The sequence below is a fragment of the Blautia sp. HCP3S3_B11 genome (assembly GCF_052064435.1).
Classification (GTDB): Bacteria; Bacillota; Clostridia; order Lachnospirales; family Lachnospiraceae; genus Blautia_A.
This window is the reverse complement of sequence record NZ_JBQHVP010000007.1, coordinates 78,810-99,658: the sequence shown is the minus strand read 5'-3', so window position 1 is coordinate 99,658 and position 20,849 is coordinate 78,810. Positions and strand designations below refer to the sequence as shown.

Sequence of the window (20,849 nt, the reverse complement as noted above, 5' to 3'; positions counted from 1 at the left end):
TAAGATTTGATAAATTAAATCAGAATTTTGAGGTACACATAGAAATTGTTACGGTTTCTGTGTGTACCTTTTTTAATGCATTTTTTGATGAATGGGATAAAATTGCGTGCGCAGTACGATCAAGTGTCCATGAAAGACGGAAAAATCTTAAATTTCCATAAAGTTTTTCTTGCATGGTCAAATATATGGTGATATAATTCAAAACAGCAACATATTAAAGTGTCAGTGGAAGCCAAAGCCGGCTGGGAACCCAGTTGGCTTTTTGTTACTTTTCAGTTCCTCTACATAATAAATGAACTTGCGGAATTTATCACATCAAAAATGATGTATCAGGTGGAATGAATGGTAACGGAAGCTAATCTTATGAGCCGTAAGAGGGACGAAAGGACTGACAAAATATAAGGAGGATTTTATTATGAAAAACCTGAAAAAAATCATCAGTGTTACTGCGGCAGCAGCAATGGTAATGTCAACAGTTGCACCTGTATCTGTATTTGCAGACGATGCTACATTTAAGATCGGTGGAATCGGACCTGTAACCGGAGCAGCAGCAATCTATGGACAGGCTGTAAAGAATGCAACAGAGCTTGCAATCAATGAAGTAAACGAAGACGGCGGAATCAACGGATATCAGGTAGAGTTCAAATTTGAAGATGATGAAAACGATGCTGAGAAATCCCTGAACGCTTACAACGCATTAAAAGACTGGGGAATGAACATCCTGGTTGGTACAGTTACTTCCACACCTTGTGTAGCTGTAGCAAATGAAACAGCAGCAGACAATATGTTCCAGCTTACTCCATCCGGATCTGCAACAGAGTGTGTTGCTAATCCGAACGTATTCCGTGTATGCTTCTCTGACCCGAACCAGGGTACTGCAGCAGCTCAGTACATTGGAGAGCATAAACTTGCTACAAAAGTAGCTATTATCTACGATAGCTCTGATGTATATTCATCAGGTATCACACAGAACTTCACAGCAGAAGCAGCTAATCAGGGTATTGAAATCGTATCTTCCGAAGCATTCACTGCTGATAACAATAAAGACTTCTCTGTACAGCTTCAGAAAGCAAAAGACGGTGGTGCTGAATTAGTATTCCTTCCGATTTATTATACAGAAGCTTCCCTGATCCTTGCACAGGCAGACAGCATGGGATTTGAAACTAAATTCTTCGGATGCGACGGTATGGACGGTATCCTTGGTGTAGAAAATTTTGATACATCTCTTGCAGAGGGGCTGATGCTTCTTACACCATTTGCAGCAGATTCTACAGATGAGAAAACCCAGAACTTTGTAAAAACATACAAAGATGCTTACAAAGACACACCAAACCAGTTCGCAGCAGATGCTTATGATGCAGTATACGCAGTCAAAGCAGCAGCAGAAAAAGAAGATGTAAAAGCAGACATGGATGTTGCAGATATCTGTGCAGCACTTGAAAAAGGTATGACCGAGATCACACTTGAAGGTGTTACAGGTGACGAGATCACATGGACAGAAGACGGTGAGCCGAACAAAGCTCCGAAAGCTGTAGAAATCAAAGATGGTGCTTACGCAGCAATGGAATAATGAAATTGAAATAACTGAAAAGATTTCATAAGAAATAAAATGCGATTGTTCCTGGAGTGGACAATGGTTGTATGCCAACGGGGCTGTCTGAATTATGCAGACAGCCCTGTTGCCTAATACGTTATTACATTAATGCGTTAATGACAGATTTACTTTTGGCAAAATAAACAAGACAGATTTCGCTAAAGGCAAATCTGCCAGTTTTACACACAATAAAATTATTTAAATATAAGAAAGGAAAGACTTCTATGAGTAGTTTTATATCATATCTTATCAGTGGTATCAGCCTCGGAAGTGTATATGCGATCATCGCTCTTGGTTATACCATGGTATACGGAATCGCTAAAATGCTGAACTTCGCTCATGGAGATGTTATCATGGTCGGCTCTTATGTAGTTTATGTCGCAGTCAGCGGCATGGGATTAAATCCGATTTTAGCCATCCTGCTGTCCATTATCATCTGTACACTCATGGGCGTTGTGATCGAAGGCGTTGCGTATCGACCACTGCGTAATGCAGCTTCACCTCTGGCTGTTCTGATCACAGCAATTGGTGTCAGCTACCTGCTTCAGAACGTGGCCCTTCTGATCTGGGGAGCAGATACCAAATCATTCAGTAACGTGATCAGTCTTCCATCCCTGAAACTTGCAGGTGGTTCTATCGTGATCACTGGTGTAACCATCGTAACCATTATCGGTGGTATCCTGATCATGGCAGGTCTGATGCTCTTTATCAGCAAGACAAAAACAGGACAGGCAATGCTTGCCGTATCTGAGGATAAAGGCGCTGCCCAGTTAATGGGTATTAACGTAAACAAAACAATCTCCATTACTTTTGCAATCGGTTCCGGACTTGCAGCAATCGCAGGTGTGCTTCTCTGCTCTGCATACCCGTCTTTGACACCATATACAGGTGCTATGCCTGGTATCAAAGCATTCGTTGCAGCTGTATTTGGCGGTATCGGATCTATCCCGGGAGCCTTTATCGGAGGTGTTGTTCTGGGTATCCTGGAGATTTTTGGTAAAGCTTATATCTCTTCACAGATGGCTGATGCCATTGTATTCGGTGTTCTGATCGTAGTTCTGGTTGTGAAACCTACCGGTATTCTTGGTAAGAACATTCAGGAGAAAGTGTGAGGTGGCAGACATGGAAAAGAAGAAATTAAACAAAACAACAAAAAGCAATCTCATTACATACGGAATGGTTCTTGCAGCATATCTGATCGTACAGGGAATGATCGCAGGGAATCTGCTTTCCAACCTGATGCAGGGTCTGTTGGTGCCTCTTTGTGTATATATTATCCTGGCACTTTCTCTGAACCTGACGGTTGGTATTCTGGGTGAGTTAAGTCTTGGACATGCCGGATTTATGTGTATCGGTGCTTTCACCAGTGCAGCATTTACAAAGGCAACTATGGATACATTTACAAATGCAGGACTTCGTTTCTTCGTTGCTCTGATCATCGGAGCTGTATGTGCAGGTATCTTTGGATTCCTGATCGGTATTCCTGTACTTCGTCTGAAAGGTGACTACCTTGCTATCGTAACACTGGCATTTGGTGAGATCATTAAGAATATCATCAATGTGCTTTATGTAGGAATTGACAGCAACGGAATCCATTTTTCCATGAAAGACCAGATGTCTCTTGGAATGGAGCCTGGTGGAAAAATGATCATCAGTGGTGCCATGGGTATCACAGGTACACCGAGACAGTCAACCTTTACTATAGGTGTGATTCTGATCCTGGTTACTTTATTCGTAGTTTTGAACCTGATCAATTCCAGAGACGGACGTGCGATCATGGCAATCCGTGATAACCGTATTGCAGCGGAATCAATTGGTATTGATATCACAAAGTATAAACTGAAAGCATTTGCAATCTCAGCAGCATTAGCCGGTATCGGCGGTGTGCTTTATGCTCATAATCTTGCAACTTTAACAGCACTTCCGAAGAACTTCGGTTATAACATGTCTATCATGTTCCTGGTATTCGTAGTTCTCGGTGGAATTGGAAATATGCGTGGTTCTATTATTGCGGCAGTGATTCTGAACCTTCTTCCTGAGCTTCTGCGTGGACTCAGTGATTACCGTATGCTGTTCTATGCAATCGTGCTGATCGTAATGATGCTGATCAACTGGGCACCTAAGGCAATCGAGATGAGAGAGCGTCTTTTCAGTAAATTTAAGAAAAAGGAGGCATAAGCTATGGCATTGCTGGAAGTAAATCATTTAAATATTTCATTCGGCGGTCTTCATGCAGTGGATGATTTCCATGTCTCCATCGAGAAAGGACAGCTTTATGGTCTGATCGGTCCGAATGGTGCCGGTAAGACTACAATCTTTAACCTTCTTACAGGTGTGTATAAGCCGGACGAGGGAATCATCAATCTGGACGGACAGGATATCACCGGAAAGAGTACCATTGATATCAACAAGGCGGGAATCGCCAGAACATTCCAGAATATCCGTCTGTTCCATCAGATGAGTGTGCTGGACAATGTAAAGGCAGGACTTCACAATCATGATAAATACAGCCTTTTTACAAGTATTGTACATACTCCGAAATACTTTAAGGTTGAGAAAACCATGAATGAGGAAGCAATGAAGCTTCTTAAAGTGTTTGATCTGGACAAAGAGGCAGATATCCTTGCATCCAACCTTCCTTATGGTAAACAGAGAAAGCTGGAGATTGCCAGAGCACTGGCAACAAAGCCGAAGCTTCTTCTTCTGGATGAGCCGGCTGCAGGTATGAACCCCAATGAAACTGAGGAACTGATGGATACCATCCGTTTTGTTCGTGATAACTTTGATATGACCATTCTTCTGATCGAGCATGATATGAAGCTGGTTTCAGGTATCTGTGAGGAGCTGACTGTACTGAACTTCGGTCATGTTCTGAGACAGGGCAAGACTTCAGATGTGCTCCATGATCCGGAAGTTATCAAGGCATATCTTGGAGAATAGGAGGAGAGACAGATGGCATTACTGGAAGTACAGGACATACAGGTTTATTATGGAATGATTCAGGCATTGAAGGGTGTTTCTTTCTCTGTAAATGAAGGTGAAGTTATTGCTCTGATCGGTGCCAATGGTGCCGGTAAGACTACTACTCTGCATACAGTGACAGGGCTTCTTCGTGCAAAATCAGGACATATTATTTATGACGGACAGGATATCACAAAGGTTCCGCCTCACAAGATCGTAACAATGGGTATGGCACATGTTCCGGAAGGAAGACGTGTGTTTGCAAATATGACTGTTCTTCAGAATCTGAAGATGGGTGCTTTTACAAGATCTGATAAAAATGAGATTGATGCGACCATTGAGAAAGTATATAAACGTTTTCCGCGTCTGAAGGAACGTCAGAATCAGACTGCAGGTACCTTAAGTGGTGGTGAGCAGCAGATGCTCGCCATGGGACGTGCGCTGATGAGCCAGCCGAAGATCATTCTGATGGACGAGCCGTCCATGGGCCTTTCACCGATCTTTGTAAATGAGATCTTTGATATCATTAAAGAGGTAAGTGAGAGTGGAACAACGGTTCTTCTGGTTGAGCAGAATGCGAAGAAGGCTCTTTCTATTGCTGACAGAGCTTATGTCCTTGAGACCGGAAGGATTACACTGGAAGGTAAGGCAAGTGATCTTCTTCATGATGAATCTGTTCAGAAGGCTTATCTTGGAGAGTAAGAAAGAACTTAACTGTAGAGTGCTTTTGTGTTAGAATATATATAGAATTATAGAGATATCAGGGTCAAAAGGGAAGTATTTTGGCCCTGATACTGCATATGGCAAGGAGGGATTTTATGGAGAATTTTGTAATTACCATTGCGAGACAGTATGGAAGCGGCGGACGTACCGTCGGTAAGATGCTGGCAGAGAAACTGGGAGTTTCTTTCTATGACAAGCAGATCATTCAGATGGCTTCTGATGAGAGCGGGATTGATGTGAAGCTTTTTGGACAGGTAGAGGAGGGTTCCAGTGTGAAGCCGTCTCTGTTTAATAAGACTGGATTATATAAGGGGGAACTGATCACACCAGATCAGAAGGGATTTGTTTCTGATGAGAATATTTTTAATTATCAAGCGAAGGTTGTAACGGATCTGGCAGAGAAGGAGTCCTGTGTGATCGTTGGACGTTGTGTGAACTATATATTTAAGGACAGACAGAATACTCTGAGAGTGTTTGTTCATGCACCGTGGGATTTCCGTATGGAGCAATCACGGGAGAAGATCAGTGGAAGTGATGAGGAGATTGAGAAGTTTCTTCATAAAGATGATAAGCGGAAGCAGGACTATTATCGGAAATTTGCCGGTGGGGACTGGAGTGATGCGACGAATTATGACTTGTGTCTGAATGCAGGTAAATTAGGATTTGAGAAATGTGTAGAGGCGATTCTGGCGCAGATGGAAGTTATGGGAATTAAATAATAGTTTTATGAAAGGCAGTCTCTTTTGAAGAGGCTGCTTTTTTGAATAAGGGACGCACTGAAAAATAGTTTATTGATAAGATGAAATATCCCCGGCAGATTTTATTTAGCCGAGGATGTTTGTTAAATGTTGTTTTTGATTTTGTTTTGGTATTCTTTGAGTGTTTTTTCGTAGCCCATATCGCTTAGTTCGTAGAAGTGTTCTCCCTGGATTTCGGTTGGGAGGTATTGCTGGTCTACGTAGTGGTTTGGGTAGTCGTGGGCGTATTTGTAGCCGATGCCGTGGCCCAGTTTCTCATGGCCGCCGTAGTGGGCATCCTGAAGGTGGGACGGGACGGTGGTTTTGGTGCGTTTAACGGAGTCCATGGCAGCGAAGATAGCATTAACTGAGGAATTACTCTTAGGGGCGCAGGCCATGTAGGTGACTGCCTGAGAGAGGATAATCTGCGCTTCAGGCATTCCAACACGTTCTACTGCCTGTGCAGCTGCGACTGCTACGCAGAGGGCCTGAGGATCAGCATTTCCGATGTCTTCGGAGGCGAGGATCATGATTCGCCTTGCAATGAATTTGACGTCTTCTCCGGCGTAGAGCATTTTTGCCAGGTAGTAGACAGCTGCGTCAGGGTCGGAGCCTCGCATGCTTTTGATGAAGGCGGAGATGATGTCGTAGTGGTTGTCTCCGTTTTTGTCGTAGCGGACAACTCGTTTCTGGATGCACTGGGAAGCGACGTCCAGGGTGATGTGGATGAGTCCGTCTTCGCTTCGTGGGGTGGTGAGAATGCCCAGTTCTATTGCGTTAAGGGCGTTTCTGGCGTCACCGCCTGCCATGTCTGCAAGAAAGTCCAGGGCGTCTTCGTCTATCTGGGCTTTGTAATTTCCCATTCCTTTGGTCTTATCGTTGACTGCGCGGAGAATGAGTTCTTTGACTTCGGAAATCTCCAGAGATTTCAGTTCGAAGATGATAGATCGGGAGATTAAAGCGGCGTTGACCTCGAAGTATGGGTTTTCAGTGGTTGCTCCGATGAGAATAATGGTTCCGTCTTCCACAAATGGAAGGAGATAGTCCTGTTGGCCTTTGTTGAAGCGGTGAATCTCGTCGATGAAAAGGATAGTCTTCTTACCGTACATGCCGAGGTTCTGCTGGGCTTCTTTGACAACGGCTTCCATGTCTTTTTTGCCGGCTACGGTGGCGTTGATCTGGGTGAATTCAGCGCTGGTAGTATTGGCGATAACTTTTGCCAGAGTAGTCTTTCCGGTTCCCGGAGGACCGTAGAAGATGACAGAGGTCAGTTTATCTGCTTTGATAGCTCTGTATAATAAGGTATTTTTTCCGATGATGTGCTGCTGACCAACAACTTCATCGAGCGTGGTAGGACGCAGTCTGGATGCAAGAGGGGATTCCTGATCCAGAGTTTTTGATTTTGCATATTCAAATAAATCCATGATTTTTCTCCATAAAAATTGAATATTAGTGATATGTTTTGTGAGTAATGATATAAGAACATATATTTGCTATAGTATAACGTATCCTGGAAATTTTGTAAAGATTGCAGGTTTTAACCAAACTGCGGAGCAGTTATTTGGTGTAGAGCTACGTAGCGAAGCGGATGCTTTTATCCGCTTGACTGAGATTGGACATCGATATGAGAAAGGCTATAAAAAGGAGAAGCTTTATAAAAGCTCCTCCATAATCTTTCCATATATTTCCTGATAGTGTGTAGACCATTTCTGGCAGATTGATTTTGCAGCGTCCAGATTTGGGGCGGCAATGTTCAGATCAATCAGGGAATGTCCTTTTTCAATCAACTGACATCTTACAGAATAGGTGCCCTGTTTGGTGATGTAATAATCTGCAGGGGTAACAATTCGTTCCTGGGCTTTAAATCCTGTGGATTTTAGGTACTCTCTGACCTCTTGTTTGATTTCAGGAGAGACATCTTTCTGAAAAAAGGCAAGGGTTTTTTTGCCATCCTCGGTAATTCGGTAATGGGAGGTGTTGGAACGGGTATCCATGGTGATCAGTTCAGCTTCCACAAGCTCAGAAATTGCCTGCTGAAGATGGAAATAATTTGTATATTCCCGATCTAGGATGAACTCTGAAATCTGAGAGTTAGTCAGAGTATCCTCTGTATTCTGAAGCATGTATAACACGATTAATTTGTAAATAGTGAATGGTGTTGACAATTAGTTACCTCCTTTGCATGAAGTTGCAGAGAATAGTCTTTTTATACGTTTGAGTTAATTATAACTGCTTTTTCCTCACAGTCAATGAGATTCTGTTTACAGATAAAATACTTTCCCTGAAAACTTTCTTCTTCTTTCATTCTGTGATGCAGCATATTTAATACTTCACGTTTCCGGCCTGCCCAGAGTGGTGCGATCAGCAGATCTTTTGGACCATCACCGGTAATACGGTGAATAACGATATCCGGGCGCAGATGTTCGAGACATTTGATCAGAAGTGAAAGATATTCATCTCTTTCATAAGTCCGGAACATTCCCCTCTCATAATCCGCAGACAGATCTGTGCCTCGCAGGACATGAAGAAGTTGAAGCTTGATTCCCTGAATATCCATCTGATTCAAATATTCCATAGTCTTAAGGATATCGTCTGTACTCTCTCCCGGCAGTCCGAGAATCGTGTGTATGATGACTTCAATGCCTTCTTTTCGCAGACGTTGAACGGCATCATCAAAAACAGAAAGCCGATATCCTCTGCGGATATACTGAGCAGTGGATTCGTGAATCGTCTGAAGTCCAAGCTCCACCCATACAGGCTTCTGTTTATTAAGCCTGGACAAAAGTGCCACGATTTCCGGACTGAGGCAATCCGGTCTGGTGCCGATGGAAAGTGCGACAATCTTAGGATGTGAGATTGCTTCTGTAAAAATTTTCTCCAGGTATTCTACAGGAGCGTAGGTATTTGTATATGCCTGAAAATATGCGATATATTTATGAATTGGTCTTTTCTGTGAAAGAATACTGATCTGGCTTTCAATCTGATTTGTGATGGAAAGTGCTGCATCAGCAGCGAAATCACCGCTGCCTCCTGCACTGCAGAAGATGCAGCCACGGGTTCCAATCTTACCGTCTCTGTTTGGACAGGTCATTCCGCCATTTAAAGTTACTTTGTATACTTTTTCACCGAAACGTTCTCTCAACATATAGTCGAGGGAATGGTACGGCTTTTCACCCCATTTTCTCATACGTTATGAGCTGAGTCTGATGAAGTGCTGTCAACAGATGTTGTTTCCGAAAGTACATTTTCAGCAGTAGCAGCAGTTTCGGCGGAAATGCTTTCTGGACAGTCTGTTTCTGTATCATTTTCCTTCGGAATATAATTGTCGAAGATTTTTACCAGAAAATGTCCATTGATAAATGCCTCCAGTGCAAAGCCCAACAGAATCAGAAGCATGATCATGATAGACTGCACACGGAAATTCTGGATCAAAAATACGGCAGCAGGTGCTGCTGTGATGACAGCCATCAGGATAGTGTATGGGAGGTGACGGATCGCCATCAGGAGTGCGTTTCGGAATGTGTTTTTGATCGAATTATAAAATTTGGCAAGTACCGGATAGATGTAAAGAAAAACTATCAGATACAGAAAAGCAAAGGCAATAAGAAGAATATACAGTACCTTTGACATAGAACCGGTCATATTTGTGACGATGTTCAGGTCAACATAAAGAACTGCGCCGACAGCAAGCATGATCAGATTGATGATCGTCGCCTGTCTGAAATTCTGTTTAAATGATTTGAAGAAACTTCTGACAATGTATGATTCCTCGTTGCGGGCCATTTTCAGGGTGACATAGTGAAGTGCAGTCAGTGATGCACCGATGGTTACGACTGGAAGACAACAGATCAGGAAGACGATATTAAGGATCATAAGGTCTGCCACATGTCCCATGACGGTAAAGAATTTGTTGTCCATGTTAAATAATTTGTCCATTCTTTTGAATTCTCCTTTTATTGTATGGTGTGCTGCGCAGCAGTAATTCAGAATGTTACTGTTTCCTTTATGTGTCCTTCAGCATCGATAATTATTTCTGACAGGCTGGGGAGCGGTGTTCTGATATAAGCAGACAGTAACTTTAAGTGAATTGCCGGTATAAACTGTGAACGGTCTTGCCACGGAAAATCTGCACAAGGTTTATATATTAGTATAACGAATCGGGTGGGAAAAAGCAAACCTTTTTATGTAACCAGAAGCTGGTCTGCAGTGACGAAAACATAACCTTTTTGACTGAAGAGGTCAGCAATCTGCAAGGCAGCATCTACAGAGGTCTGGTAACCGTCATGCATAAGGATAATGGAATCATCATGGACTTCTTTCTCCGCAATAGAGAGGATACAGCTGACATTCTGGCTTTTCCAGTCAAGAGTGTCCACATCCCAGAATACGGGCAGCATATCCACGGATAATTCCATATCTTTGATCCATGCACCGAAAGGTGGGCGTACGTAAGAAGGGTAGACCCCTGTGGCTTCATAGATCCGGTTATTGGTTTTTTCAATTTCCATACGTGCTTTCTGTGCTGGAATTTTATTCAGTTGTACATGATCCCAGGTATGATTGCCAATCAGGTGACCGTCTGTTTGCATTTGCTGAAGGATATCTTCGTTTCCTTCGATATTCTCCCCGATTACAAAAAAAGAAGCCTGGATATTCCGCTCACGCAGACCATCCAGAAGCAGTGGGGTGTATCTGGCATTGGGACCATCGTCAAAGGTCAGTGCGATCCTTGGGGACTCCAGAGCTTCGGAGTCTGCAGGAATGGAGGACTGTTTCAACAGAGAAAGCATCCCTGGTCCTGCAAGTTCTGTAAAAATCTGTATTCGTCTGTCTGTATCAGAAAAGAGGAGAAATAAAAGGGTAAATAGTACAGCTGAAAACGTGAGGATTTGTTTCATAATTAAAATACTCCTTATGAACAGTAACTGATTATGCAAGACCACATTACATTATATGAAAAAAACAAAGCAAAACATACCGATTTATTGTATAATAGATAAGACATTCAACAGATCTTTTACAGACAAACTGTTGATTGGACGAAAGCAGTAATGTGGATGAAGAAAGTCCACTGAAATAAGACAGGGAGAAAAAGATGAAAAAGAAACATACAAATCTGGTCGTCTTTCTGGTACTGGCAGGGATACTGGTCGTTTTTTATATGACAGGAGAATCTTATTATGAAGGCCTGACAGGCAAAAGCAGCCAGGAAAAAGAAAGCACTGAAGTATACCAATATAAATATGACATGATCGTAGACGGACCGGATTCTCCGTTCTGGCAGGCTGTTTACAATTGTGCTCAGGAATGGGCACAGCAGAATGATGCGATCCTTGAATTAAAAGGAAGCGGCAAGGAGAGCAGCTATAATAAACTGGATTACATGAACATGAGTATTGCATCCAATGCAAATGGGATCATTCTTCAGTACAGCGGAGAGCAGGGGCTGGAGTCGAAAATCAATGAAGCTGTTCAGAAAGGAATCCCGGTTGTTACAGTAATGAGTGATGCGGTTCGCAGTAAACGACAGAGTTTCGTAGGGGTAAGTGATTACCAGCTTGGAAGTGCTTATGGGGAAAAAGTTGCCGAATATGTGACAAAAGATACCAAAAGTATTCTAATCCTGCTGAAACGAAACATTGATGACATGAATCAGAGTCAGATTTATACACAGATCAGTAATGCAGCTCAGGCAAAAGCAGATTCTGCGGACAGCATTCAGATAACGGGAAAGAATCTTCTGTCAACAGGAACCTTTGAGACGGAGGAAGCGGTAACAGACATTTTTCAGCAAAAAGACAAGATACCGGACATTCTGGTATGCATGGATGAAGAAACCACAGAGTGTGCAAGACAGGCAGTGCTGGACTTTAATCTGGCGGGGAAAGTTACGATTATCGGCTACTACAGCTCCGAGGATATCCTTACAGCAGTGGAAAAAGGTGTGATTTCCGTTACCTGCGATGTGGACACGGATCAGCTGGGCAGGTACAGTATTGAGGCACTTACAGAATATCAGAAAGAGGGAAGAACAAATTCCTATTATAATGTAGATATTAATTTTCTGGATAAGAAAGCAGTATGTGAAATGAGAAAGGAGGAGCGGACACAGTGAAACAGATACGCTGGAAATACCTTTCTCTGGTCAGCAAGATTGTTATAGAAGTGGGAATGATCGCAATTCTTTTATTTGCCATGAATATGATCTTTTATGTGCGGATCAATAATTCCATGCAAAAGCTGGACAATGTTTATGCCAGCAATGCAGAACTTACAGAGCTTTCCCAGATATTTGAAAAAGTACAGGATAACATGTACGATTATCTAAAAGTAAAAAGCTCTCAGGTGTTGCTGGACTATTATCAGAATGAAGCAAAATACAGAAATCAGCTGGAGAAACTGAATGAAGAGAATATCAATGATTCAGTGAAACTTCTGGAGCGTAATATCAGAAAGATGTCGGAAACTTATCTGGATTATACGGCAGAGACCGTAGCTGCCAAACGAGGCAGAAATGTAGAGAAATATAAACGGAAATATGATGAAGCAACGAAACTTTACGGATATATTCAGAGTTCTATTGATGAACTGAACAATCTGATGTTTCAGGAGAATTCCAGCACCTATTCTGTACTTCGCGCAGTGATGCGCTATCTGGAGATCAGTAATACGATCATTATGTTTGTGATTGTAGCAGGTGGAATGATTCTTCTGATCCTGGCGACCAGAAAAATGTTTGTTTCTCTTTCCAACATGGCAGAGACAGCACAGTTGGTAGGTCAGGGAAATTTCCGGGTAAAAATGCATGATACCGATGCACAGGATGAGCTTGGAATGGTGACCAGAGCGTTTAATACAATGGTGGAGAATCTGGATCTGTATATGGCGAGAACAAAAGCCAGTATGGAGAAGGAGCAGCAGATGATGGAGAGAGAGCTTCTTATGGAGAATCATCTGAAAGAAGCACAGCTGAAATATCTGCAGTCCCAGATCAATCCGCATTTTCTTTTTAATTCTCTGAACGCAGGAGCACAGCTTGCCATGATGGAGGATGCCGAGCAGACGGGAATTTTTGTAGAAAAAATGGCAGATTTTTTCCGCTATAATGTCAAAAAGGGGCAAGAGGATGCGACTCTCGGTGAGGAACTGGAAGCAGTCGACAATTATATTTATATTCTGAATGTCCGCTTTGCCGGAGATATTCATTTCAGCAAAGATGTGGATGAATCTCTGGAGAATGTCAGAGTTCCGAGCATGATCCTGCAGCCTGTTGTGGAGAATGCGGTAAATCATGGAATCCGCGATATCGAATGGGAGGGGAAAATCCATCTCACAGTTACGGGAGACGCAGATTATATCCGAATCAGTGTAAAGGATAACGGAAAAGGAATGACACCTGAGCAGATAGAAGGCGTTCTGACCGGAAATAAGAAATATAAGAAGGAAGAGGGCGATTCTACAGGAATTGGTATGAACAATGTGATCAGCCGTCTGGAACTGTATTATGAGGAAACAGGGCTTGTGGAGATTAACAGCGAAGGAGAAGGAAAAGGAACGGAAGTTGTGATTTATATACCAGTAAATTAACCGGATCAGGTAAGCTGAGAATATATGGGGAGAAGAGCAATGTACAGAATTTTGTTGGCAGATGACGAAGGTATTATGCTGGAATCATTAAAGAAGATTATTGAGTCTGAATATGGAAATGAATGTGAAATCCATTGTGCAAAGTCAGGAAGAGCGGTAGTGGAGACTGCACAGGCATATCCGCCGGATATCTGTTTTATGGATATTCAGATGCCGGGGATCAGCGGAATACAGGCAATCAGAGAGATTAAGAAGTTTAACAGCTCGGCTGTTTTTGTGATCATTACGGCATATGACAAATTTAACTATGCGAAAGAAGCAGTCAGTTTAGGAGTTGAAGAATTTCTGACCAAACCTGTAAATAAAAAAGTGATCCTGGAAACCTGTGCGAAAATGATGGCAAAAGTGGATCAGACACGCCAGAAGAGGAGTGATGACCTCCGCATCAGGGAGAAGCTGGAGACAGTCGTGCCGATGATTGAAAGTGGGTATATCAATAATATCCTCCTGCAGGATGATTTTGTTACTTATCAGGATAATTATACAGAACTTCTCGATATCCATGAGAAATATGGATATATGATGGTGGTGGAATTTGGCGATTCGCTGGAGAACGGAGTACTGAGCAATGCAGTGGGAGCTAGCGTGAAAGCAAACAAATTCTATTCCACTTTCCGTGAGATCGCACAGGATTTCTTTGAATGTCTGGTAGGTCCGATCATGGGAAACAGGATCGTACTGCTGGTTCCATATGAAAATGCGAGAGAAGATTATGAAGAACGTGTTGCCATTGTCACAAGAGCCAGAAATATGGTACATAAATTCGAAAACAGGATTGACAGTATATTCCGCTGCGGAATCGGCAGAGTCAAAGATCTGGGAAGTGTGAAAGAGTCTTTCCAGGAAGCTGTGGTTGCGCTCAGAGAAAGTACCAGCCATGTGGTGCATATAGAGGATGTACCTGTGGTACAGAAATACGATGGTGAATATCCAAGAGATCTGGAGAGCAGATATCAGAAACGTATTCTGGAGAAAGATGTAGCAGGGGCACTGAACTGTGCAAATGGTTTCATCGAATGGATGAAAGGGCAGGCAGCAGTTGATAGAGAGGATGCAGAGATTAAGATTCTTGAACTCGTAATGGATGCGGAGCGAAGGGCTTTCTTTGCGGGAACCATGAAATATAATATCAATGACAGACGCAGTTATATCAGGGAACTTCAGGCATGTCCGGATATGGAGAGCCTGCGTAACTGGTTTCTGGATAAAACAAGAGAAATCTGCACAAAGATGGAGGATTCCAAAGAGAAAGAGGCAGTCAGCGTAATTGACAGGGCAAAGGCATATATTGATGAGAATTTCCGCAAAGATATTTCTCTGGATGATGTTTCCAGAGAGGTAGATATCAGTCCATACTATTTCAGCAAACTGTTTAAGCAGGAGACAGGCAAAAATTTTATTGAGCATCTGACAGAAATCCGTCTGAAAAATGCCAGAAATCTTCTTCAGAATTCGCAGCTTTCCATTAAAGAGATATGCGCAGAATCCGGATATAGTGACCCGAATTATTTCAGCAGGATATTTAAGAAATATGAAGGTGTTACACCAAGTGAGTTCAGGGAGAGATTAGGTTGATGAGGGGACATAGAATGGAAAAGAATGACAGAATTAAGAAATTGGTGCTGGGGATACTGGTACTCTGTGTGGGAATGGTATTTCTGGCAGGATGCGGTTCTGTGCAGGAAAAGGATTCAGCAGAGACAGAAGAAACAGCATCAGCAGGAAAAGAAGAGCACAAAATTCAGATAGGACTTACGGTGGATTCTTTTGTTATTGAAAGATGGATTCGAGACAGAGATGTGTTTGTGGCAACTGCCAGGGAACTTGGGGCAGATGTCAATGTGCAGGATGCAGGTGCGGATGCAGAAGAACAGATCAGTCAGATTGAGTACTTTATCAGTAAGCAGGTGGATGTGATCGTTGTGATCGCTAGAGACTGCGGTGTGCTTTCCGATGTAGTCCAGAAAGCACAGAATGCCGGAATCCCTGTAATCTCCTATGACAGAATGATCAATAATGCAAACACAGATTTCTACATTTCCTTTGATAACAGGAAGGTTGGAGAAATCATGGCGCAGGCGCTGATCGATGCAATTCCGCAGGGCGGTGACATTTTTATGATCCAGGGTTCCTCGTCAGACAATAATGTCAAAATGCTTAAAGAGGGGTTTGACGATACACTTGAAGATACAAACCTGAATGTGGTTTACGAGGCAAACTGTGATGGATGGACTGCAGAGCTGGCAGTGGGATATGTGGAAGAAGCACTGGAAAAATATCCGCATGTGAAAGGGATCATGTGCGGAAACGATGACATTGCCAGCCAGGTGGTGCAGGTTCTTGCCGAGAATCAGCTGGCGGGAAATGTAGTTGTTATCGGTCAAGATGGCGATCTGGCAGCCTGTCAGCGTATTGTAGAAGGAACACAGTATATGACTGCTTTTAAATCTATTGAAGATCTGGCAAGGGAGGCAGCAAAATATGCGGTTGAGATCGGAAGCGGCAGAGAGGCTTCTGAACTGGAGGGAGTCACTGAGAAAGTGAATGATGGAACCTACGATATTCCGTCCAAGGTTCTGGATCCTATTGCTGTGACAAGAGAGAATATTGATGAGGTGATCATAGACGGAGGATTCCACCGCAGAGATGAAGTGTATCTGAATGCGGAGTATAATTAGTAATTAGCACATATTGGATTTTTCAGACTACATACTAGCACAATTTTGTGACAAAAATGTCCTGTTGCATACAGGGCATTTTTTATTTTGCCCGAAATGTCTTGTTTCTTGTCAACCATGTCCAGATATCCTTATGCTATAGTAACATCATCAAGAAAACGTGAACAACGTAAAAAAGAAACGGAGGATTTTTACAATGAGAAAGAAAGTCGTATCAGCAATTCTTTGTGCATCAATGGTAGCAGGAATGGTAGTTATCCCGGGTGTAGCTGTTAAAGCGGATGACAAAAAAGTAATCGGTGTTACAATGCCTACCAAAGACCTTCAGAGATGGAATCAGGACGGCGAGAACATGAAGAAAGAGCTGGAAGCAGCAGGCTACGAAGTAGACCTTCAGTATGCATCTAATGACGTAAGCACACAGGTTTCACAGCTTGAGAACCAGGTAGCTAACGGATGTGACCTTCTGGTTGTAGCATCTATCGACGGAAGCAGCCTTGGCGAGCCACTGAAACAGGCAAAAGAAGCAGGAATCCCGGTTATCTCTTATGACCGTCTGCTTATGAACTCAGATGCAGTTACATACTATGCAACATTCGATAACTACAAAGTAGGCCAGAAACAGGGCGAATACTTAGTAGATGCACTTGATCTTGACAATCAGGACGGACCGTTCAACATCGAGCTGTTCACAGGTGATCCTGGTGATAACAACTGTAACTTCTTCTTCGGCGGAGCAATGGATGTACTTCAGAAATACATCGACGAAGGCAAACTGGTAGTTAAATCCGGACAGACAGAGTTCGAGCAGGTTGCAACTGCTAACTGGGACAGTGCAAAAGCTCAGGACAGAATGGATACAATCATCGCTGGTAACTACTCTGACGGAACAAACCTTGACGCAGTTCTCTGCTCCAATGACTCTACAGCACTTGGTGTAGAAAACGCACTTGCAGCTTCTTACACAGGAGAATATCCGATCATCACTGGTCAGGACTGCGATACACCAAACGTTAAGAACCTTGTAGCTGGAAAACAGGCTATGTCCGTATTCAAAGATACACGTGCTCTTGCATCTGCAGTAGTTGACATGGTTGACGCTATCATGAACGGTGAAGAACCAGAGATCAACGATACAGAATCCTATGACAACGGCACAGGCGTTATCCCGACATACCTTTGCGACCCGGTTGTTGTAACAATTGACAACTACAAAGAAATGCTGATTGATTCCGGATATTATACAGAGGATCAGATTCAGTAATAAGAATGAACAAACAAACTGTACAGGCGGGCGCAGTTCCCGCCTGTATTAATCAGTAATAAGTATTTATTTAACAGGAAAAATGATCTTAGAGAAAATCTATCTTGGAGGAAATTTCCGTTTCTTTCCAAGACGTACTTAAATGCTTTGTTATGGAAAAGGAGGGAAATAGAAATTGGCTAAGATACTTTTGGAAATGAAGAATATCACCAAAACTTTCCCGGGTGTTAAGGCACTGGACAACGTAAATCTTCAGGTAGAAGAAGGCGAGATCCACGCATTGGTAGGTGAGAACGGTGCCGGAAAATCTACCCTGATGAATGTATTAAGTGGTATTTATCCGTATGGAAGTTATGACGGCAACATTATTTATAATGGAGAAATCTGTAAATTCAATACAATCAAAGACAGTGAAGAAAAAGGAATTGTAATCATTCACCAGGAACTCGCGCTGATCCCATATATGACTATTGGCGAGAATATGTACCTGGGTAATGAAAGAGGTAAATCCTTTTCCATCAACTGGAATGAAACTTATGGAGAAGCAGATAAATATTTGAAAATAGTAGGACTGGAGGAATCCTCCAGAACTTTGATCAAGGATATTGGTGTAGGTAAGCAGCAGCTGGTAGAAATTGCGAAAGCACTGGCAAAACATGCGAAACTTCTGATCCTGGATGAGCCGACCGCATCTCTGAATGAAGATGACTCTCAGGCATTGCTGGATCTGCTGCTGAAATTTAAAGAACAGGGAATGACATCTATCATCATTTCCCACAAATTAAATGAAATTTCTTATGTTGCGGATAAGATCACAGTTATCCGTGATGGTTCTACCATCGAGACTCTGGACAAGAAAGTAGATGACTTCTCAGAGCAGCGTATCATTCAGGGTATGGTTGGCCGTGAGATGACAGACCGATTCCCGAAACGTTCGAATGTAAAAGTCGGAGATGTTTCCATGGAAGTTAAGAACTGGACTGTTTATCATCCACTGTACTCAGAACGTAAAGTAGTAGACAATGTATCATTTAAGATTCATAAAGGCGAAGTAGTTGGTATTTCCGGACTGATGGGTGCAGGACGTACAGAGCTTGCCATGAGTATCTTCGGAAAGAGCTATGGAACCAAGATTTCCGGTCAGATCTTTATGAATGGAAAAGAAGTGAAGCTGAATACTGTACAGGAAGCAATTGATAATAAACTTGCTTATGTTACAGAGGACAGAAAAGGAAACGGACTGATCCTTTCCAAATCCATCAAAATGAATACTTCTCTGGCAAACATGAAGGGTATCAGTAATGGACAGGTTATTGATGCGGATAAAGAGTATGCAATAGCCGAGGAATACAGACAGAAACTGAAAACAAAATGTCCATCTGTTGAACAGAATGTAGGTAACTTAAGTGGTGGTAACCAGCAGAAAGTCCTTCTTGCGAAATGGATGTTCGCAGAACCGGATATTCTGATCCTGGATGAGCCTACCCGTGGTATCGACGTAGGTGCAAAGTACGAAATTTACTGTATTATCAACGATCTGGTTGCGGCAGGTAAATCCGTCATCATGATTTCTTCTGAACTTCCGGAAGTACTGGGAATGTCAGACAGAATCTATATCATGAATGAAGGTAAGTTCGTAGGTGAAGTCAGCAAAGAAGAGGCAACATCCGAACTGATCATGTCCAAGATCGTAAAATCAGGAAAAGGAGCGTAAAGAAGATGGAGAAAAAGCTTAGTTTTTCAGAAGTATTAAAGAAATATACCATGGTGATCGTTCTGGTTCTGGTAGTCATCATGTTTACAGCAAACACCAAAGGTGTTATGCTTCTGCCACAGAACGTAAATAACCTTGTAGCTCAGAACGCATATGTATTTATCCTTGCAACTGGTATGTTGTTCTGTATCTTAACCGGTGGTAACATCGACCTTTCTGTTGGTTCTGTTGTATGTTTCGTTGCAGCAGTCGGCGGTAAGATGATGGTTCTCAATAGCATGAATCCATATCTTACAATGCTTGTTATGCTGATCACAGGTATTGCGATCGGTGCATGGCAGGGATTCTGGATCGCTTATGTACGAATCCCACCGTTTATCGTAACTCTGGCAGGTATGCTTGCATTCCGTGGTTTATCAAACGTAGTTCTTCAGGGACAGACACTGGCTCCAATGCCTGATTCTTACCTGGCACTGTTTAACAACTACATTCCTGATTTCTTCGGCAAAGAAGGATTTAATGTTACATGTTTCGCAGTTGGTATCATCGTTTGTGTAGCTTATGTTTTACTTGTACTCAAAAACCGTGCAGACCGTGTGAAAAAAGGCTACAGTGTAGAAGCTTTCGGCGGTGCAGCAATTAAGATGGTTCTGATCTGTGCAGTTATTCTTGCATTCATGTTCCGTCTTGCACAGTACAAAGGTATTCCGAACTCTCTGGTTTGGGTAGCAGTTATTATCGCAATCTATACATACATTGCTTCTAAGACAACTACTGGACGTTATTTCTATGCAGTTGGTGGTAATGAGAAAGCAACTAAACTTTCCGGTATCAATACAAACAAAGTTTATTTCCTGGCTTACTTAAATATGGGTCTTCTGGCAGCTATCGCCGGTATGGTTACTATGGCTCGTCTGAATTCCGCTAACCCACAGGCTGGTACAAACTTCGAGATGGATGCCATCGGCTCCTGTTTCATTGGTGGTGCTTCTGCTTATGGTGGAACTGGTACTGTTCCTGGAGTTATTATTGGTGCTCTTTTGATGGGTGTTCTGAACTTAGGTATGAGTATTATGGGTATTGACCAGAATATTCAGAAGGTTGTTAAGGGTCTTGTTCTTCTGGCAGCGGTTATCTTCGATGTTGTAAGTAAGAGAAAATCCTTTATCGTAAAATAAAAATTTTGTATTCCTCCTTGAAATGGAAATTTTTGACAGGGCTTGCAGAAAAAGTGCAGGCTCTGTTTTTTTGAATTAAGGGACGCATATAAAAATATTCTCTTTCTCGTGCGGTTTCGGACACTAAGATATTCTAAGCTGCCAAAAATCTGCTAAAAGCATGAGTAAAATGACACAAACTCGCCTACGGCTCAGACAGTGTGTCATTTTACTCATAACGCAGATTTTTGCCGACTAAGAATATCTAAGTATCCTGCAAATGCAAGAGAAAGAGAATATTTTTATATGCTGTTTATTAAACAGTGTAAATTCTTTTTTATTAGTGTAAATTTACTTGGAAATGTTGGGGGATG

At 42.4% G+C, this 20,849-nt stretch carries 18 protein-coding genes; 13 read left to right on the top strand and 5 right to left on the bottom strand.

Features of this window, described 5'->3' with window-relative positions; genetic code table 11:
• The first annotated feature begins 415 nt into the window (after positions 1-415).
• From ACTNC0_RS07030 to ACTNC0_RS07005, 6 genes are all read left to right on the top strand, one after another.
• Positions 416-1,570: an ABC transporter substrate-binding protein gene (locus ACTNC0_RS07030; protein WP_441086842.1), complete on the top strand. Its 1,155-nt coding sequence runs from the start codon at positions 416-418 to the stop codon at positions 1,568-1,570.
• Between the two features lie 248 nt (positions 1,571-1,818).
• Positions 1,819-2,706 (top strand): branched-chain amino acid ABC transporter permease, encoded by an 888-nt coding sequence (locus tag ACTNC0_RS07025; protein WP_008706530.1) that lies wholly within the window; start codon positions 1,819-1,821, stop codon positions 2,704-2,706.
• A gap of 10 nt (positions 2,707-2,716) precedes the next feature.
• Positions 2,717-3,772 (top strand): branched-chain amino acid ABC transporter permease, encoded by a 1,056-nt coding sequence (locus tag ACTNC0_RS07020; RefSeq protein WP_020993609.1) that lies wholly within the window; start codon positions 2,717-2,719, stop codon positions 3,770-3,772.
• A gap of 3 nt (positions 3,773-3,775) precedes the next feature.
• The gene (locus ACTNC0_RS07015; RefSeq protein WP_025578122.1) at positions 3,776-4,534 is read left to right on the top strand and encodes an ABC transporter ATP-binding protein; all 759 of its coding nucleotides are present in this window, start codon (positions 3,776-3,778) and stop codon (positions 4,532-4,534) included.
• Positions 4,535-4,546: 12 nt separating this feature from the next.
• Positions 4,547-5,257, top strand: a complete 711-nt coding sequence (locus ACTNC0_RS07010; RefSeq protein WP_020993607.1) for an ABC transporter ATP-binding protein — start codon at positions 4,547-4,549, stop codon at positions 5,255-5,257.
• Between the two features lie 116 nt (positions 5,258-5,373).
• Positions 5,374-5,997 carry an AAA family ATPase gene (locus ACTNC0_RS07005; RefSeq protein WP_291806218.1) on the top strand — a complete coding sequence of 208 codons (624 nt, stop codon included), beginning with the start codon at positions 5,374-5,376 and terminating at the stop codon, positions 5,995-5,997.
• Between the two features lie 122 nt (positions 5,998-6,119).
• On the opposite strand, the gene ACTNC0_RS07000 is transcribed toward ACTNC0_RS07005, so the two are convergent.
• The 5 genes from ACTNC0_RS07000 to ACTNC0_RS06980 form a co-directional block, all read right to left on the bottom strand.
• Positions 6,120-7,439: a replication-associated recombination protein A gene (locus tag ACTNC0_RS07000; RefSeq protein WP_291806216.1), complete on the bottom strand. Its 1,320-nt coding sequence runs from the start codon at positions 7,437-7,439 to the stop codon at positions 6,120-6,122.
• A gap of 228 nt (positions 7,440-7,667) precedes the next feature.
• Entirely contained in the window at positions 7,668-8,180 is a 513-nt protein-coding gene (locus ACTNC0_RS06995; RefSeq protein WP_291806215.1) for a DUF4364 family protein, read from the bottom strand.
• 41 nt (positions 8,181-8,221) lie between these two features.
• Complete coding sequence (locus tag ACTNC0_RS06990) at positions 8,222-9,202, bottom strand: TIGR01212 family radical SAM protein (protein WP_291806212.1); 981 nt, start codon at positions 9,200-9,202, stop codon at positions 8,222-8,224.
• Positions 9,199-9,951 carry a YesL family protein gene (locus ACTNC0_RS06985; protein ID WP_441086839.1) on the bottom strand — a complete coding sequence of 251 codons (753 nt, stop codon included), beginning with the start codon at positions 9,949-9,951 and terminating at the stop codon, positions 9,199-9,201. Before ACTNC0_RS06985 ends, ACTNC0_RS06990 begins: the two co-directional genes overlap by 4 nt.
• Positions 9,952-10,196: 245 nt before the next feature.
• Complete coding sequence (locus ACTNC0_RS06980; protein ID WP_291806206.1) at positions 10,197-10,913, bottom strand: polysaccharide deacetylase family protein; 717 nt, start codon at positions 10,911-10,913, stop codon at positions 10,197-10,199.
• Between the two features lie 197 nt (positions 10,914-11,110).
• Between ACTNC0_RS06980 and ACTNC0_RS06975 the strand changes: the two genes are divergently transcribed.
• The 7 genes from ACTNC0_RS06975 (at position 11,111) to mmsB (ending at position 20,496) form a co-directional block, all read left to right on the top strand.
• Positions 11,111-12,130 (top strand): substrate-binding domain-containing protein, encoded by a 1,020-nt coding sequence (locus ACTNC0_RS06975; protein WP_441086837.1) that lies wholly within the window; start codon positions 11,111-11,113, stop codon positions 12,128-12,130.
• A 56-nt stretch (positions 12,131-12,186) separates the two neighbouring features.
• Positions 12,187-13,602 (top strand): sensor histidine kinase, encoded by a 1,416-nt coding sequence (locus tag ACTNC0_RS06970; protein ID WP_300334660.1) that lies wholly within the window; start codon positions 12,187-12,189, stop codon positions 13,600-13,602.
• A gap of 39 nt (positions 13,603-13,641) precedes the next feature.
• Positions 13,642-15,237: a helix-turn-helix domain-containing protein gene (locus ACTNC0_RS06965; RefSeq protein ID WP_300334653.1), complete on the top strand. Its 1,596-nt coding sequence runs from the start codon at positions 13,642-13,644 to the stop codon at positions 15,235-15,237.
• 14 nt (positions 15,238-15,251) lie between these two features.
• Entirely contained in the window at positions 15,252-16,340 is a 1,089-nt protein-coding gene (locus ACTNC0_RS06960; protein WP_291806198.1) for a sugar ABC transporter substrate-binding protein, read from the top strand.
• Between the two features lie 247 nt (positions 16,341-16,587).
• Entirely contained in the window at positions 16,588-17,604 is a 1,017-nt protein-coding gene (gene chvE / locus ACTNC0_RS06955; RefSeq protein WP_441086902.1) for a multiple monosaccharide ABC transporter substrate-binding protein, read from the top strand.
• Between the two features lie 175 nt (positions 17,605-17,779).
• A complete protein-coding gene (gene mmsA / locus ACTNC0_RS06950; RefSeq protein ID WP_441086836.1) occupies positions 17,780-19,318 on the top strand; it encodes a multiple monosaccharide ABC transporter ATP-binding protein in 1,539 nt (512 codons plus the stop codon).
• Positions 19,319-19,323: 5 nt separating this feature from the next.
• The gene (mmsB, locus tag ACTNC0_RS06945; RefSeq protein WP_441086835.1) at positions 19,324-20,496 is read left to right on the top strand and encodes a multiple monosaccharide ABC transporter permease; all 1,173 of its coding nucleotides are present in this window, start codon (positions 19,324-19,326) and stop codon (positions 20,494-20,496) included.
• The last annotated feature ends 353 nt before the right edge of the window (positions 20,497-20,849 follow it).